Annotated in this window: 15 protein-coding genes; 9 read left to right on the top strand and 6 right to left on the bottom strand. The window is 53.1% G+C overall.

Going from position 1 to position 13,754, the window contains the following annotated elements; all coding sequences use genetic code 11:
• Positions 1 to 137 precede the first annotated feature (137 nt).
• A complete protein-coding gene (locus Q0824_RS04545; RefSeq protein WP_298447920.1) occupies positions 138 to 1,076 on the bottom strand; it encodes a 5'-nucleotidase in 939 nt (312 codons plus the stop codon).
• 473 nt (positions 1,077 to 1,549) lie between these two features.
• Between Q0824_RS04545 and Q0824_RS04540 the strand changes: the two genes are divergently transcribed.
• Both Q0824_RS04540 and Q0824_RS04535 read left to right on the top strand, forming a co-directional pair.
• Positions 1,550 to 1,909, top strand: a complete 360-nt coding sequence (locus tag Q0824_RS04540; protein ID WP_298447918.1) for a hypothetical protein — start codon at positions 1,550 to 1,552, stop codon at positions 1,907 to 1,909.
• A gap of 93 nt (positions 1,910 to 2,002) precedes the next feature.
• Complete coding sequence (locus Q0824_RS04535) at positions 2,003 to 2,263, top strand: hypothetical protein (protein ID WP_298447916.1); 261 nt, start codon at positions 2,003 to 2,005, stop codon at positions 2,261 to 2,263.
• Positions 2,264 to 2,621: 358 nt separating this feature from the next.
• Here the strand turns inward: Q0824_RS04535 and Q0824_RS04530 are convergent, their stop codons facing one another.
• The gene (locus tag Q0824_RS04530) at positions 2,622 to 3,476 is read right to left on the bottom strand and encodes an alpha/beta hydrolase (RefSeq protein WP_298447914.1); all 855 of its coding nucleotides are present in this window, start codon (positions 3,474 to 3,476) and stop codon (positions 2,622 to 2,624) included.
• Between the two features lie 246 nt (positions 3,477 to 3,722).
• Between Q0824_RS04530 and Q0824_RS04525 the strand changes: the two genes are divergently transcribed.
• Positions 3,723 to 4,274, top strand: a complete 552-nt coding sequence (locus tag Q0824_RS04525) for a hemerythrin domain-containing protein (RefSeq protein WP_298447912.1) — start codon at positions 3,723 to 3,725, stop codon at positions 4,272 to 4,274.
• Positions 4,275 to 4,340: 66 nt separating this feature from the next.
• On the opposite strand, the gene Q0824_RS04520 is transcribed toward Q0824_RS04525, so the two are convergent.
• The gene (locus Q0824_RS04520) at positions 4,341 to 5,216 is read right to left on the bottom strand and encodes a LysR substrate-binding domain-containing protein (RefSeq protein WP_298447910.1); all 876 of its coding nucleotides are present in this window, start codon (positions 5,214 to 5,216) and stop codon (positions 4,341 to 4,343) included.
• Between the two features lie 114 nt (positions 5,217 to 5,330).
• Here Q0824_RS04520 and Q0824_RS04515 point away from each other — a divergent pair, with 114 nt between their 5' ends.
• The 6 genes from Q0824_RS04515 to Q0824_RS04490 all read left to right on the top strand — a co-directional run bounded on the left by Q0824_RS04515 (position 5,331) and on the right by Q0824_RS04490 (position 11,494).
• Positions 5,331 to 6,257, top strand: a complete 927-nt coding sequence (locus tag Q0824_RS04515; protein ID WP_298447907.1) for a DMT family transporter — start codon at positions 5,331 to 5,333, stop codon at positions 6,255 to 6,257.
• Between the two features lie 56 nt (positions 6,258 to 6,313).
• Positions 6,314 to 7,534: an MFS transporter gene (locus tag Q0824_RS04510; protein ID WP_366521640.1), complete on the top strand. Its 1,221-nt coding sequence runs from the start codon at positions 6,314 to 6,316 to the stop codon at positions 7,532 to 7,534.
• Between the two features lie 4 nt (positions 7,535 to 7,538).
• Positions 7,539 to 10,214, top strand: a complete 2,676-nt coding sequence (locus Q0824_RS04505; protein WP_298447905.1) for a YdbH domain-containing protein — start codon at positions 7,539 to 7,541, stop codon at positions 10,212 to 10,214.
• Between the two features lie 24 nt (positions 10,215 to 10,238).
• Entirely contained in the window at positions 10,239 to 10,454 is a 216-nt protein-coding gene (locus Q0824_RS04500; RefSeq protein WP_298447903.1) for a YnbE family lipoprotein, read from the top strand.
• Positions 10,455 to 10,498: 44 nt separating this feature from the next.
• The gene (locus Q0824_RS04495) at positions 10,499 to 10,843 is read left to right on the top strand and encodes a YdbL family protein (protein WP_298447902.1); all 345 of its coding nucleotides are present in this window, start codon (positions 10,499 to 10,501) and stop codon (positions 10,841 to 10,843) included.
• A gap of 105 nt (positions 10,844 to 10,948) precedes the next feature.
• Positions 10,949 to 11,494 (top strand): DUF5610 domain-containing protein, encoded by a 546-nt coding sequence (locus tag Q0824_RS04490; protein ID WP_298447899.1) that lies wholly within the window; start codon positions 10,949 to 10,951, stop codon positions 11,492 to 11,494.
• Here the strand turns inward: Q0824_RS04490 and Q0824_RS04485 are convergent.
• The 3 genes from Q0824_RS04485 to Q0824_RS04475 all read right to left on the bottom strand — a co-directional run bounded on the left by Q0824_RS04485 (position 11,491) and on the right by Q0824_RS04475 (position 13,637).
• Complete coding sequence (locus Q0824_RS04485; protein ID WP_298447897.1) at positions 11,491 to 12,393, bottom strand: PA2778 family cysteine peptidase; 903 nt, start codon at positions 12,391 to 12,393, stop codon at positions 11,491 to 11,493. The two genes, Q0824_RS04490 and Q0824_RS04485, sit on opposite strands and share 4 nt — an antisense overlap.
• A gap of 11 nt (positions 12,394 to 12,404) precedes the next feature.
• The gene (locus Q0824_RS04480; RefSeq protein ID WP_298447895.1) at positions 12,405 to 12,806 is read right to left on the bottom strand and encodes a PA2779 family protein; all 402 of its coding nucleotides are present in this window, start codon (positions 12,804 to 12,806) and stop codon (positions 12,405 to 12,407) included.
• A 117-nt stretch (positions 12,807 to 12,923) separates the two neighbouring features.
• Complete coding sequence (locus Q0824_RS04475; RefSeq protein WP_298447893.1) at positions 12,924 to 13,637, bottom strand: succinate dehydrogenase iron-sulfur subunit; 714 nt, start codon at positions 13,635 to 13,637, stop codon at positions 12,924 to 12,926.
• Between the last annotated feature and the right edge of the window lie 117 nt (positions 13,638 to 13,754).

Raw genomic sequence — 13,754 nt, 5'->3', positions numbered from 1 at the left:
TGCTCAGTTTGGCTGGCATATCGGATCTGGGTGCTGCAAAAAAGCTTTAGATAATGGGGCTAATTCTATCAGGAAAACGACTTCGTCGGTCTATGGGGCTCGTATCGTACTATTAGTAAAAGCCGATGCCCGCTTGACTAGATACGCTCTCTATCTGCATTCGCCACCCCAAACGGAATATGCACCATCGGAATATCCCCCGCATCGGATTCCAGATGCGAACGCTGGTCATCAAAAAACATGTGGGGCTTGAGCACGTTCAGAATGCGGTCTTTCTTCATTCCGCCCAGGAAGAAAACCTCGTTGGCGTCCACGCCCCAGTGTTCCAGTGTCGTAATCACACGCTCGTGGGAAGGCGCATTGCGGGCAGTTACAATGGCGGTTCGCAATATTCGCTTATAAGTCGGGTCTTCTGTGAGCGCCTGGTCTTCCAGTTTTTGCAGGTGGGAAAGCTTGCGGAACAAATCCGCAAGCGGGCCGGGGCTGTGGGGTATTTGGGAGCGGGAAGTTTCGTGCTCCTGAAAGTCTTCCAGGGAACCAGCTTTGTATACTCGCTCAGAAGCATCATCGGCAATGACACCATCAAAATCGAAAGCAATGCGTAGCTCGGTATCACCTGCATCATCCACTACCTTACTTGGCAAAACCGTGCCCGCCGCATAGCCATAATCAATCGCCTGTGACACATCACTGGCATTCGCCGACAAAAACAGCGAAGCATTAAACGCCGGAATGTAGGCGTAGGGTGATTTACCTTCCAGAAACGCAGCCCGGGTAATATCCAGACCACGGTGGTGAATGGAGTGAAATACCCGCTTGCCGGTGATCACCGAATTGCGCGACAGCAATACAACTTCCACCGGGCATTGCTCAGGAAACTTCTGGTTAATGCTCAAAAATCGTCTTACGAAAGGAAAAGCAACGCCCTTGCGTAAAGGCTTGTCCAGATTGGCTTCCTGATGTTTCCGGTAGGCTGTTTCTCCCTGCTCACGAAACACACGGTCAGACTTTGCCAGATCAAACAGGGCGCTTGAGGACACTGCGATCACGAGCTTGTCTTCTATGGGGTAGGGCATAGTTCGGCAGTTCCTTTCTGAATAATCTAGAAAACAGTTTTATACCGGTGTCGCTTGAACGTTGCACAGTTCCGGTTTCGAGAACCAGTGTTGGTGTTTCAACCCAATATCACCGTGCATATTAACGCCTTGTTGATCATTTTGCCCCTGCGACCTTCTCGACTGAATGCGTTGGTTATGATGTTTGGCAAGTGGAGGGCACAAGCTGCGATCTGAATTGGTTCGCTTATGCAAATACATTAAAGATCAATTGGTTATATGACTAAGTTTTACAAAGTTGAGCTTCCCCTTAATGCTCATCTGACGCACTATCCCCCCGCCTTAAATAATTTGTAATTCTCTCTGGCGGCATCGGTGTGTGAGAGGACTTACCGCTGGCGGCACCCAGAAAATGAAAGAGTGTCGCAGACCATAGGGAAGCGCGGTTTGATCCGGGCTGGTAATGAAGTTGGTTCTAACAACTAGGAGAAGTAATGAAAACACGAAATATAGTCTTGGCTAGCGTTGTATGTGGCACAGTTTTTTTGAGTGGCTGTGCACACAGGCTAGGTGACTTTACCGTCGCATCCACCAAAAATATGGATGTTAAAAATACCGAGCACCGTGTAGATGAAAGCGAGCGGCTGGTGGATCGTGATACTGCTCACATCATTTTCTTTATCCCCACCGGGATCCCGAACATGAAGGAAGCAATGGACAATGTTATTGAACAGCGACCGGGCGCTGTTGGTTTGTCCAATGTCACCGTAAAGCGCGGTGGCTTCTGGATTCCGTTCATCTATGGGCAAGACTACTTTGAGATTGAAGGCAATCCAATTTACGAAGCAGAGTGAGCACGGGGCAGGTCATAACGGTTGGGGAAATTCTAGCTGCTTGATCTGCCTATTCAAGAACTCATTAATTGCTCATTCAGGCTGGGGAATCACATGCGATTAAAACTAGTAATTGCCGGTTTGTTGGCGTCATCCATTGCGTTTGCTGGTACGGAAGCCAAGACTGCGACTTCGGTAACGGTGCTCAACTTGTCGGATGAACTTGTCGATCTATGGATGAATGGTGAGTACCGAGAGCTGGGTGGCAGCTCAGGGCTGCAGTATCCGTGTCTACCAGGTGAAAAGGTAGAGGTCCAGGTGGGGATGAAGCTGGACTATTTGGCGTGTGGAGAGAAAAGGGAAATCATTCAATGAGAACATCGCTGGTAGCCTTATCCTTTTGTGCGCTTGTAGCGGGTTGCGGTGGTAGTGAAAATTCTGATGGCTCCAAGGCTTCAACTTATAGTTCTTGCACCGTCACAAAAACAGCATCCAGTTTGCCTGCGAATAGGGCTAGTGATCTCGCACAGTGCTGGGATGGCGTGGATTATAAGGAGAAGAACCTGGCTTTGGATTGGTGTGCCGGAAAGGTGAGCACTTATATTGCCAATCGGTATCCAATACTTGGCGCAACCCTTGAGTATCAGATCGCCTCCACCAACTGTCCTTAAATTCCAGCTTTGTATATAGAGTTGAGATGCCAAGGTGAGCGCGGGGCTGATGGCTGCGCTCATCATTGGAGCAACGGCGCAAAAACCTTCTCCCATAACACCTCATACCGATTTCTATGCCAGCCAATGTGTCCAATGCGCTTCTGGTCGATATCTTCCGGTGTTACCCGAATATGCTGCTGGGGGGCGTTGGTAAAAAACTCGTGCAGCATTCTTACATTGGTAGGTGACATCATTTCGTCATCTGAAAACTCGATCGAAGTAATCGGTGTACGTACACTGGCAAAGCGCTCCCGTAACCAAACACCCTCGTAGCCTACGGCATACTCTTCTTTCAGGCACCAGCGCCGCCACTGCATGATGACACCCTTGGGCATATCACACAGGAACTTCAGGCGGTTGCCGGGGAAATACCCTGCAATTGGTACTACTGTGGGCACGAGAAAATACCAGAGGAACCAGGCCATGCGTTTGGTTGGTGGCGAATTATGCCACCAGGTTCCTGTGCCGCAGCCAACGGTAATCACATGGTCTATATCCGGGTTGTGGCCCATAAAACCAATCATGTGTCCGCCCACGCTGTGGCCGATCCAGATGAGTTTCAGGTTACTAAAGTTCTCTTTCACGAAATCAAGCACCGCGGGGCAGTCGTATTTCCCCCAGCTCAGTTTGTCGCTCTTGCTGTGCTTTACATGGCCGTTTACCGACAGCCCCATACCTTCGTAATCAAACGTCAGGGCGTGAAAGCCCTTTGCGGCTAGCCAGCGAGCAAAATCATCATACAGGTACTGGGCCACACCGGTGGCAGGCGCCAGAATACAGACACCACGTACTTCTTCGCACTCGGATAAAAATAGGCGTGCTGTCAGGTTGTGGCCTGCGCTTGTGATGATGCTATGGGTCTGAGGCGAGTTCATTACTGCGTCTACCTGAGGTGGGTTTTCAGAGTTTGGGTGCAATAGTGCTCAAACAGGTGGCATGTTGGCAAATTAAGTTGATGAGCTAGCCTGAGAGAACATCTATGGGTGTTGAGGGGCTCAGTGTGGATTTCGTATCAAGTGGCTTGGGTAGTCGCGGGCGCTGGCAATCTAATACCGAACGATCCAATATGGTCTTAGAAAAGATAGCTATAATACGAGCTACCATCATAAGGAGGCTTATACATGGCGACGCTTAATCAAATACGCCACGACCACGCTAACATGGCCCGGTTGCTGCACGTACTCTTGCTAAGGTATGAATCCTTGACCCAGGGCGAACGCCCGGATTTTCATCTTATTAGAGAGGTTGTGGATTACATACTCGAATACATGGAAAGCTTTGTTAAGCCGCTGGAAAGGCTGTACAGCGAGCACCTGGTGGCTAAAAAGTTCAAAGAAGGTGAGGTAGGTCAGAAGCTTGCTGAAGATTACCAGGCGTTGCGGGATCGCCTGAATATGCTTTCAGAGAACATTGATATGATTCTGCTGGACGCGGTAGTGCCGATGGACCGCTTTGCCGATGATCTGAAGGCTTACCTTGATGCTCACGGTGCCTATCTTCGTGCGGAACGAGAACTACTGTTCCCATTCTTCCGCGAAAAACTGTCTCCAGAAGAACAGAAAAGCCTGCTCAAAATGTTGCCAGAAGGAGCGCAAGCTAACCTGGCCCGCCTCAAGGAAGATCACCCTGAATTGTATGAGGAATTTAAAGAAGCCCCTTCTCCATTTTCCTGATCGGTTCGATGTCATAGTGGCGCGCTGTGACCGTCATTCTTATGGCGTGAGCGCACCGAGTATCTATTAGTTTAGGGTTTGTTCATCTGTGGACAGGTGGCTGCGGATAAGCTCAGCCAGCTGTTTCACGGGCTCTGAGGGTCTTCCGGGTGGGCGGTGCAGGGCTATATCAACCGAATGCAGTGGTGGCATGCCGTTTCGCTCATCCAGTACCCGAAGATGTGGCGTCAGCATATTGCGTGTCACCACAACCACCGCAAGACCGGCAGCTACGACCGGCATGAGTCCCGTCATGGATTGGCTTGAGTAAGCCATTCGCCAATCCCGTCCCGCACTGGCCAAAGCTTGCTCTGCAGCGTCACGGAACACATCTGCGCCGGGAGAGTAGAGTGCCAGCGGGATTGGGTCCAGTAACGATGGCTGAGCGGTGGCGCCTACTGCCCACATCAAGGGTTCGCGCCGGATGACCTCGCCCCCGGGCGATCGAGCCTGGCGGGTGACGACCGCCAAATCCATGCTGCCAGCCTGCACCTGTTTTACCAACTCGACGCTTGATCTGCAGGTCACCTGTAACTGCACCGCGGGAAATTGCCGGTTGAAGTGGGACAATACCGATGTAAGAAGAAAGGCATAATCTTCCGGAATGCCGAGGTTCAGCTCGCCGGATATCTGTTGTTGCTGGACATCGTCGAGGGCTTCATTGTTCAGCTCCAGCATTTTGCGAGCGTAACCCACCAGTTTTTGTCCTTCCGGAGTAAACCTGATCCGCCGCCCATCTTTCTCATGGAGCGGAACCCCAACGGCAGCCTCCAAACGGTTTAACTGCATACTGACAGTGGATTGCGTGTAGGACAGCTGTTCTGCCGCAGCGGTAACTGTGCCGGTGTCAGCAATGGTCACCAGGGTCAGCAGCATGTTGAGATCCAGAATGCGATTTCTCAATTAATCAATTCCTGTGATGCGATTCATCAAAAAGCATTGTTTTTGTGATGATTCAGGATTGTATAGCATGTCAGTGTCGAATCAAATCCACCAACCTTGTAAGGAGCCACGACGGTGCATGCGATCATCAATCCTTCTCGCCCACTTTATATCAGTATCATTGCCGCCCTTTTTGCCGTTGTGCTCTGGGCCGGCGCGCCCCTGTTGGTGGATCTGGCCAGTTCGGTTCCGCCTTTTCAGCTCACAACCATTGCGCTGCTTAGTGCAGCAGTAGTCGCGTTACCTGCTAGTATTCGCAAACGCCGGAGGCGCAGTCTTCAGGCGCCACAGGCGGCTTTAACGCTCAATTGGAAATTGGCAGTTTATGGATTGCTGCCCGTCCTGATACTGGGTGCTATAGGTGGTTATCTGACAGGCGTTGGCATGGCGCCGACAGCGGAGGCAGCGTTGATTACCTACACTTGGCCGATCATGTTTATTGTGATCAGTCAGTGGCTCTTTCATCGCCGGATACCACTTCCAGTGCTGTGTGGAGCGCTCATCGCATTCTCCGGTGCTGCGGTGCTGCTCTCTCCGGGCGCAGGAAGTGAAGGCTATACCCAGTACGTGTTGGGGTATGGTTTGGCATTGATGGCGGCATGCTGCTGGGCACTCTATTCCTGGATTTGCCAAGCGGCACCGGTTGCTATTGCGCCAATAATGCCCAGGCTGTTCTTGTTGGCGGCTGCAGGAGCGGCAATCGCGGATCTTTTCTCAGGGACGGCTTTCGGGCTGCCCACTGGGCTGGCTCTTGTGGTTGGTATTGGCCTTGGTGTTGGGCCATATGGGCTTGCCATGCTGGCATGGGATTTGGCGCTCAGGAGCGGGCCAGCTGCGTTGGTTGGCAGCCTGGCCTATGGTGTGCCCGTACTGGCTGCTGGTTTTCTGGTTATTGCGGGAGTTGCAGCGCCAGATTGGCGGTTACCGCTAGCCGCGACGCTCGTGGTTGTCGGGTCATTTGTGGCAACTATGAAGGCCCGCGAGCCTGCTCTGAAATACTGATATAAACGTAATAGAATACGGATAGTGGATCTACTTGTACGACTGTCCGGTGATGTATTAACAAACCAACGCGCAAAACTATTCTGAGACGGCCGGCTGATGATGCCGGCCAAAACTTCACGGCAGTGTGCGTATCTCTCACATTCTGCTTTGTTGTTTACTCAATGCTGCTGGTGACAGTTCCGGTGTACGGCTTGGAACTGGGCGCTTCTCCTCTAATGCTGGGTGTTATTCTCAGCTCTCAATATCTGCTTCCTTTTTTGTTGGCCATTCCTTTGGGCGGCGCGGTTACTCGCCACGGTGGCCGGGTCACACTAGTGATCGGTGCGTTTGTAATGGTTGCGGGTTTGCTTCTGATACAGGCTGTGCCTGGGTACTACGGGCTGATTGGTGGCCAGCTATTGATCGGGCTGGCGCATCTGCAGATGGTGTTGTCTGCTCAAACGATGATTTCTTCTCTGGCCACTGGGCCAAAGCTTGAAGGCTACTTTGGTTGGTACTCTACTTGGTTATCTGGCGGGCAGGTGGTCGGGCCCTTGATTGCTGGAGCATGGATTCAGGGGGCCGGTAGTGTTGGTAAGCTGTTTTTGGTGATGGCGGGAATTGCCTTGGTGGGCGCGCTGGCCGGTTTTGCTTTGACGGGCGATGCCACCAGGGGTATTCGAGCTACTGGCAAGCAAACCGGGTTTCGTGCGCAGGCAAGGTTGGCGCGAACCAATATCGGTGTTCAGGTGTCTATCGCCATTACGGTGGCGGGCATGTTTACCCTGGGTGTTTATGGAAGCTATTTACCTGTGTACCTCGATAGCTTGCAGATGAGCGCTGTGATGATTGGTGTGCTGGTTAGCCTGAGGGCGGGCGTGTCGATGGTGATACGGCCGTTTATTCCCAGGATTATCCATGCCGCAGGAGGGCGCGGAAATGCAACAACCATCGCGTTGGGCGGTGTAGCAATTGGCTTGGCATATTTAGGATTTGCAACCGGTGCTCCATCTATTGCACTTGTGGCCCTGCTTGTGGGTTTTGGAGGAGGTCTTACGCAGCCTCTTTCCATGGTGGTTCTGGCTGAAAGTGTGGGGGCGGAGCAACGATCGGGAGCGCTTGGCATGCGGTTGATGGTCAATCGGGCTGTTCATTTTGTAGCTCCGCTGTTCTTCGGCGTGTTACTTGGCGTGAGTGGCTTTGGGGTGGCGTTCGGGGTTTCGGGGCTGCTGATTGCTCTTGTTGCCATTTCACTCAGGCGCCTCCAGAATCGGCGCATCGATCCAGCAGGCTAATAAAATGCGAATTACCTGGAAATCAGTTGGTTGGGGACTGTTTGCAGTATTTTTGCTCACTGTGCTGGCGGGCATTCTGGCAGCTCGTCACTTCTGGAATCAGGCGCTGGAGCAAAACGGAATCGAATCGCTGGAGTGGCAGGGGCTGGCACTGTCGTTCAGTGGTGTATCTGTTCGCGAACTGACGCTAACTCAATCTATCCCGGAGAGAGATCTTGCCCTGCAAGGCCGATACCTGTCGCTGGGTTGGCGCTGGCCGGAATGGGGAGGCGGATGGCAGCCGCAGTTAACTACGTTGACCGCGGAGTACCTGAGGCTCGATTTGTACACTAAACCGGTAGCTCAGTCCGAAACGGCACCGGGACCGCAACAGCCGATCCAGTGGCAACCTCAATTGCTGGCTTTGCTGCCTTCGAAAGTAAGCGTACAGCAGTTTGAAGTTACCTTGCCATGTGAGACAGGCCGCTGCCCATTGGCCGGTAGTCTGGCCTTGGCCAACTCCCATGAGACTCAGGTTACTGAGGCCCAGGTGCAACTCGACCATGAAGGCCATCAGCTTGCAGTGTTGGCGACTCTTGATAGCGCGGGGCGCGATAATCTGAACTTGTCAGCAGAAGTATCGATTGACGGTGTGCAGTACCTTTCAGCGCATACGGCTTACAGTACCCGAAGCGCCAATGGCCTGGTGTCGTGGCAGGGCTTTGTTGATGTGCCGGACTTACCCCGGGCAGATTGGTTGCTGGCTTGGCTACAAACCTGGCAGAGCATACCCATGGAGCAATGGCCGGAACAGCCAGAGACCGGCTCTGCTGCTGCCAGCTGGCAATTACAGGGGCCCGGAGACGCAACTTTTTTGGCCAGAGCGACGGGGAGCGTGAAGGTGCAAGCACGACTGCCTCAACCCTGGTCGGCACCCGGTGTTGGAACAATCAGTGGCAATGCTGAGGTGGCTTTGAAGGTTGATGAAGGCATATGGCAGCCCGAAACCCTGCAGGCGGATCTGAAGTTGAGCCATCCAGCATCCTGGATCAAAAATATACCAGAATTGATGCGCCCGGAGCTTCTCGAACTCTCTGTTCGGCCCGCAAAGGCTATACCCCTGACGGCTAGCGGAGCTGCCGCTACCCAAGCCAGGGCAGAGCCTGCTTTGCTACCGCTAAATCTGGCGGTGACCAGCCGTGGGGGCGCAAATCTTGCCATAAATTCCCACTTGGCTGTGGCCACAAGTCCTCCATGGCGACTGCAGTTGGGGAGTACGCAGGTCTCTGCAGCACTGCGACAACTTGATGTGGCCGGCTGGCGGCTGACCAAACCCAAAGTAGAGGCATCACTGACAGGTTGGCTGGACACCAGTACAGCCGCGTTGAAATTCGGAGAGCCCGCATTCGTGGAAGCTGAGGAACTTGAGCCGCTTTCCGGCACGGCAGCCGTAGCTGATGGTATGCAGCTAAATGGCCTGCGTGTGGACTTGTCCGGAGCGGCCTTTAAAGCGGGTTACCGTGGCGAGCAGGGCGGGCTGAGCCAGCTGTCTTTGATTGGGTCGCTGGGCGTCAAGGCAAAACAGATCCGGCATCCGCAGTTACAACCGCAGTCCTGGCAGCTGGATGGCCACGTGAATGCCACACTCGACCGTACCGATGTTAAAGGCTTGCTGAAGGCCAAAGCCGGGGCATCCGTAAACCTCGATCTGGCATTCCCGTATAACGGGCCATTATCTCTTGAAGCTAGCACTCGTGTGAGCGGTGAAAGCGAAGCTGAGGCATTGTCCCGCATATTTACAGCATGGCCAGAGCCCATGCTTGTATCCGGCGGCACTGTCAGTGCGAATGCCAAGTATGAGCGACCCCAAAATGGCCCAGTGCGATTGGCGGGAAAGCTGGTGTTTGCGGACTGGAGTGGCACCTACGACCGCACGGCGTGGACCAACATGAACGGTGCTACGGAGCTCGTTCTTGAAAACGAGCGTATCAAAGTAGCGACAACGGAGCTGGTTGTAGAGGAAGTGAACCCGGGGCTGCCTGTTGGTCCAGTGCGCTTGGCTGGCCATTACGAAGCGCCTCTGGCCCACCTTGCGGCAGGGGTGATAAATTTGGAGCAAGCCAGCACCGGTGCTTTGGGTGGAGAATTAAACATTCAGCCCGGAAGCTGGGATTTGGCGCAGGCGCCAGTGACGATTCCCGTTGAGCTCCATCAACTCAGTCTCGCTCGTCTATTACAGCTCTACCCGGCAGAAGGGCTGGCAGGTACAGGCATCCTCAGTGGAACAGTACCGGTGTTGTTTGATCCTGCTACCGGCATTCGGGTGGAAAAGGGTCGAATCGATGCACTCAAGCCAGGCGGACGGCTGGAGGTGACGGCGGAGAGGCTAAAGGCACTTGCCAGCCAAAGTGAGTCCATGGAGCTGGTTGCGCGTGCATTGGAGGATTTCCGTTACTCTGTGCTCGATAGTGGTATCGATTACGATGAGAACGGCACTCTGATATTGGAGCTCCACCTTGAAGGCAATAGCCCGGAAGTTGGCCAAGGCCAGCCTGTAGTGCTGAACATCAACCTGGAAGAGAATATACCGGCGCTGCTAACCAGCCTGCAGCTAAGCGGCCGAGTGAGCGATGCTGTGGCGGAACGGGTTAAAAATTTACTGAAGAAGCGCGAGCGGGATTCAGACGACCTGTTAGAGTAAAGGGTAACAAAGGAGTACATCGATATGACGCAATTTGGTTCGAGGTTTCCCCAACGTGCATTTGCCTTGTTGGCGAGTCTGGTGATGGGCAGCTTATTGCTGGGCTGCACTCCAACCGTTCAGGTGGCTGCGCCCAAGGAGCCGATTACTGTGAACTTGAACGTAAAAATTCAGCATGAAATTTATGTGAAAGTTGATAAAGACGTAGACGAGTTATTCAGTGAAAAGGGCCTGTTCTGATCGCCTTGGTGTTTTGTACAAAACGAATGATTAAGGAGTTAACCATGACATTATTTGCCCGATTCAGCGCCCTGATTGTAGCCTTCTGTCTCGCGTTGCCGGCAATGGCAATGAGTTTGGATGAAGCCAAAAACGCCCTCGAATCTGCAAAAAGCCAAGGCCTTGTAGGAGAAACACCAGCGGGCTATCTGGCGGCTGTAAGCTCGAACCAGAAGGCACGGGACATTGTGAGCGCAATAAACGATGCTCGCCGTGAAGCCTATAAAGAAATTGCTGAAAAACACGGCATTGCGGTCACTAAAGTGGAGACAGTTGCGGGCCAGAAAGCCGTCGAAAAAACACCCGTTGGGCAGTACATACTGGTAGGTGAGCGCTGGCTAAAGAAATAGAAGGTATCGGTTACGGGGTAAGAGCGTTATAGCCAATCGATATTAAGGTTTGGCGCGTGCCTGCCGTTAACCATTACACATAAGCCCTTGCAGGAGGTTAAGGTTATGGTAGCGCCAATCATTGGTCGCGGGCCGGATGTGACCGGTCGAGTGAACACGAGCCCCACCGAAGCCAAGCCCGCAAATCGCGTAGCTGCCGAGGCACGAATCGAAAAGCAGGCGACTATCCGAACACCTGCCGATGCTATCAATGTGATGCGGGCGCGTATGGAACAGCGGCTTCAGGAAGCCATGGGCGGCCAGAACAAAGCCGTTTCCGGGGCGGACAAGTACGCCGCACAGGCCCAGCCACCTACCGCTTCGGATGTCGCCAGTGTGATCCTCGGGTTTGTGCAAAACCGACTGCAAGCAGAAGCAGACGGTGGCGCAGATTTGGAGAAGCTGACAGATCTGATGTCCCAGGCCCGCGCGGGCATTGAGAAAGGTTATTCCGAAGCACGAGAGCAGATAGTTGCTTTGGGCATGATGAACGAAACCTTGGGTGCAGAAATCGATAAAGGTTTCGATCTGATTCAGGATGGTTTACTGAATTTGGAGAAGCTGTTTTTAGGCAAAGAGCCCAGCGTGGATAGTTCCACAGAGAGCGGTTAATCAGCACTCGTTTGTTCTGAAAGTCCCTTCATTTCCTGGGCTTTGTTCAGCATTGCAGAAGACTCTCTGTCTCTGCCTTGTTTGGACAAAGCTTCAGCCAGATTATTCCAGCCAGCACTGATATCCGGAAACTGTTCAGTCATGGCGCGGTAGTGTTTCTCCGCTTCTGACCAATTGCCTTGCTGATAGGCCAGATTACCTAGGCCAAGCAAGGCGGCAGGTTGATCGGGCCAGGTTTGGGCTGCGGCGCTGTAGGCCACTTTTGCCGCTTTTGTTTGCTGAGTTGTTTCCAGGTCATGGGCGGCCATGAGGAATTCTAGCGGTTCCGCCGAGGCGGGCATCTGATTTGGCGGCAGTATTACCCGTGCCCATCGTTCCGAGCGATCCCAAGTCGCCATAAATGCGCTGGCGGGCAAACGGTAATTCTCTTCGGTGCCGGAATGCAGTATTAGCACTTCCTTCTTGCTGTCGTAGCCAATCACCACGGCGAAGTGCCATTGTGGCCACCATCCAAAACGGAGATTCTGCAAAACCAGTACCGGATGTCCAGCTTCAACTTCCTTTAGTACAACATCCAATTCCGGCTTCAGTGGATATACCAACATGCCATATTGGCGAGCCGCTGCCACCATCTCAACTTGTAAAGCACCTTTGCGCTCAGGCAGGTATACCTTGCTCACCAGTTCGTCAGGCGTTGCCTGCACGTTCTGAGCGTTGAGCATCATTGCCAGAGAGGCAGGGCCACACTGGTATAGCTCTTGAGGATAAAAGGGTACGTTGGTAAGCGTGGCTGTTTCGTAAGTATCGGGCCACTTTGGTTGGCTGGCGCAGCCTGAGAGGAGAACTCCCAGGAGCGCCGCTGCCAGAAACCGGGCCATCTGTGGCCGGGAAGCATGCATTGCAGTGCTGCTTAACGGATGCAGTTAATAAACGGGAAGATATCCGTCGCGCACAGCATGTCTGTAACAATGAAAACCAGCAGGAACAGCACGATTATCCCCACAACACCTTCACCGGTAGGCGCCTCGGCAAGCTGCTGTTTGAAGTCCGCAAGTTCAGCCGGTGTGAGACTTTGAATTCTGTCCCGTACGTCCTGTTCTCCCACGCCCATACTGGCCAGTGTGCCTTTTACGTCCTCGCGGTCCAGCATGCTCATCAAGGCTTCGCGGTCGATGTCAGCCCTTTGTTCAGTCAGGAGCTCGCCAGTACCAACAATGTTGGCAGATGCAGGAATTGCCCACATAGAACTCAATACCATTACCAGCGCCATGATGGCGGAAACGGACTGGGTGTAAGATCTGATGGCTTGCATTAGGCTGCTCCTGTCGTGATTGCTTCAGATTGTGATTTTGGATCAGTCAAGGCATAAGTGTAAGCATTTGCGCGCCATTTGCCGTTAAAATCAGATTAACATGCATTAATCCGCGGTTTAGATATGCTGGCGGACAAGCATTGTCTTGATTCGGCCAATTTGCTTCATGGGGTTGAGTCCCTTCGGGCAATAAGCCGTGCAGTTGCCAATCCCCCTGCAGCGAAATACGCTGAACGGGTCCTCCAGTTTTGCCAAGCGCTCAGTGGTTGCAGTGTCTCGGGAATCCAGTAAAAACCGGTGGGCTTGCAGCAGCCCCGCTGGTCCCACGTATTTTTCCGGGTTCCACCACCAGGAGGGGCAGGCGGATGAGCAACAGGCGCACAGAATGCACTCGTACAATCCATCCAGTTTTGCACGATCTTCCGGGCTTTGGAGGCGCTCAATCGCGGGTCGGGGCTGGTCGTTTATCAACCAGGGTTGAATGCTTTTGTATTGTTTGAAAAACAGGGTTTGATCTACCACCAAATCGCGGATCACCGGCATGCCGGGGAGCGGTCGGATGACCAGTTTGGGCGACTTGCCAAGCGCATCAGCCACCCGTGTAATGCAGCCAAGCCCATTACGGCCATTAATATTAAGGCCATCAGAGCCGCAGACACCCTCGCGACAGGAGCGGCGGAAAGAAAGTGTGGGATCGACCGTTTTAAGGTGCTCAAGAACATCCAGTACCATTCGGTTGCGGTAACTGGCATCCACTTCCACATCCTGCACATAGGGTGTGTTATCGTTTTCCGGGTTGTAGCGATAGAGTTGGACAGTGATAGTTTCCATTGCGTTATCCCTCGTTGCCTCGCTGAAGCGCAAAGGACCAACTGTCGGGTAAGCGTGCGCTCCATATGATGTTGAACCCCCAAAGTTCTAGCAGAGGCAGGCAGCTTTCGCCTACGG

Origin of the sequence: uncultured Marinobacter sp. (assembly GCF_947488835.1) — a bacterium.
Taxonomy (GTDB): Bacteria; Pseudomonadota; Gammaproteobacteria; order Pseudomonadales; family Oleiphilaceae; genus Marinobacter.
Note: the sequence above shows the minus strand (reverse complement) of the source record. Positions and strands in the feature narration are given on the sequence as shown.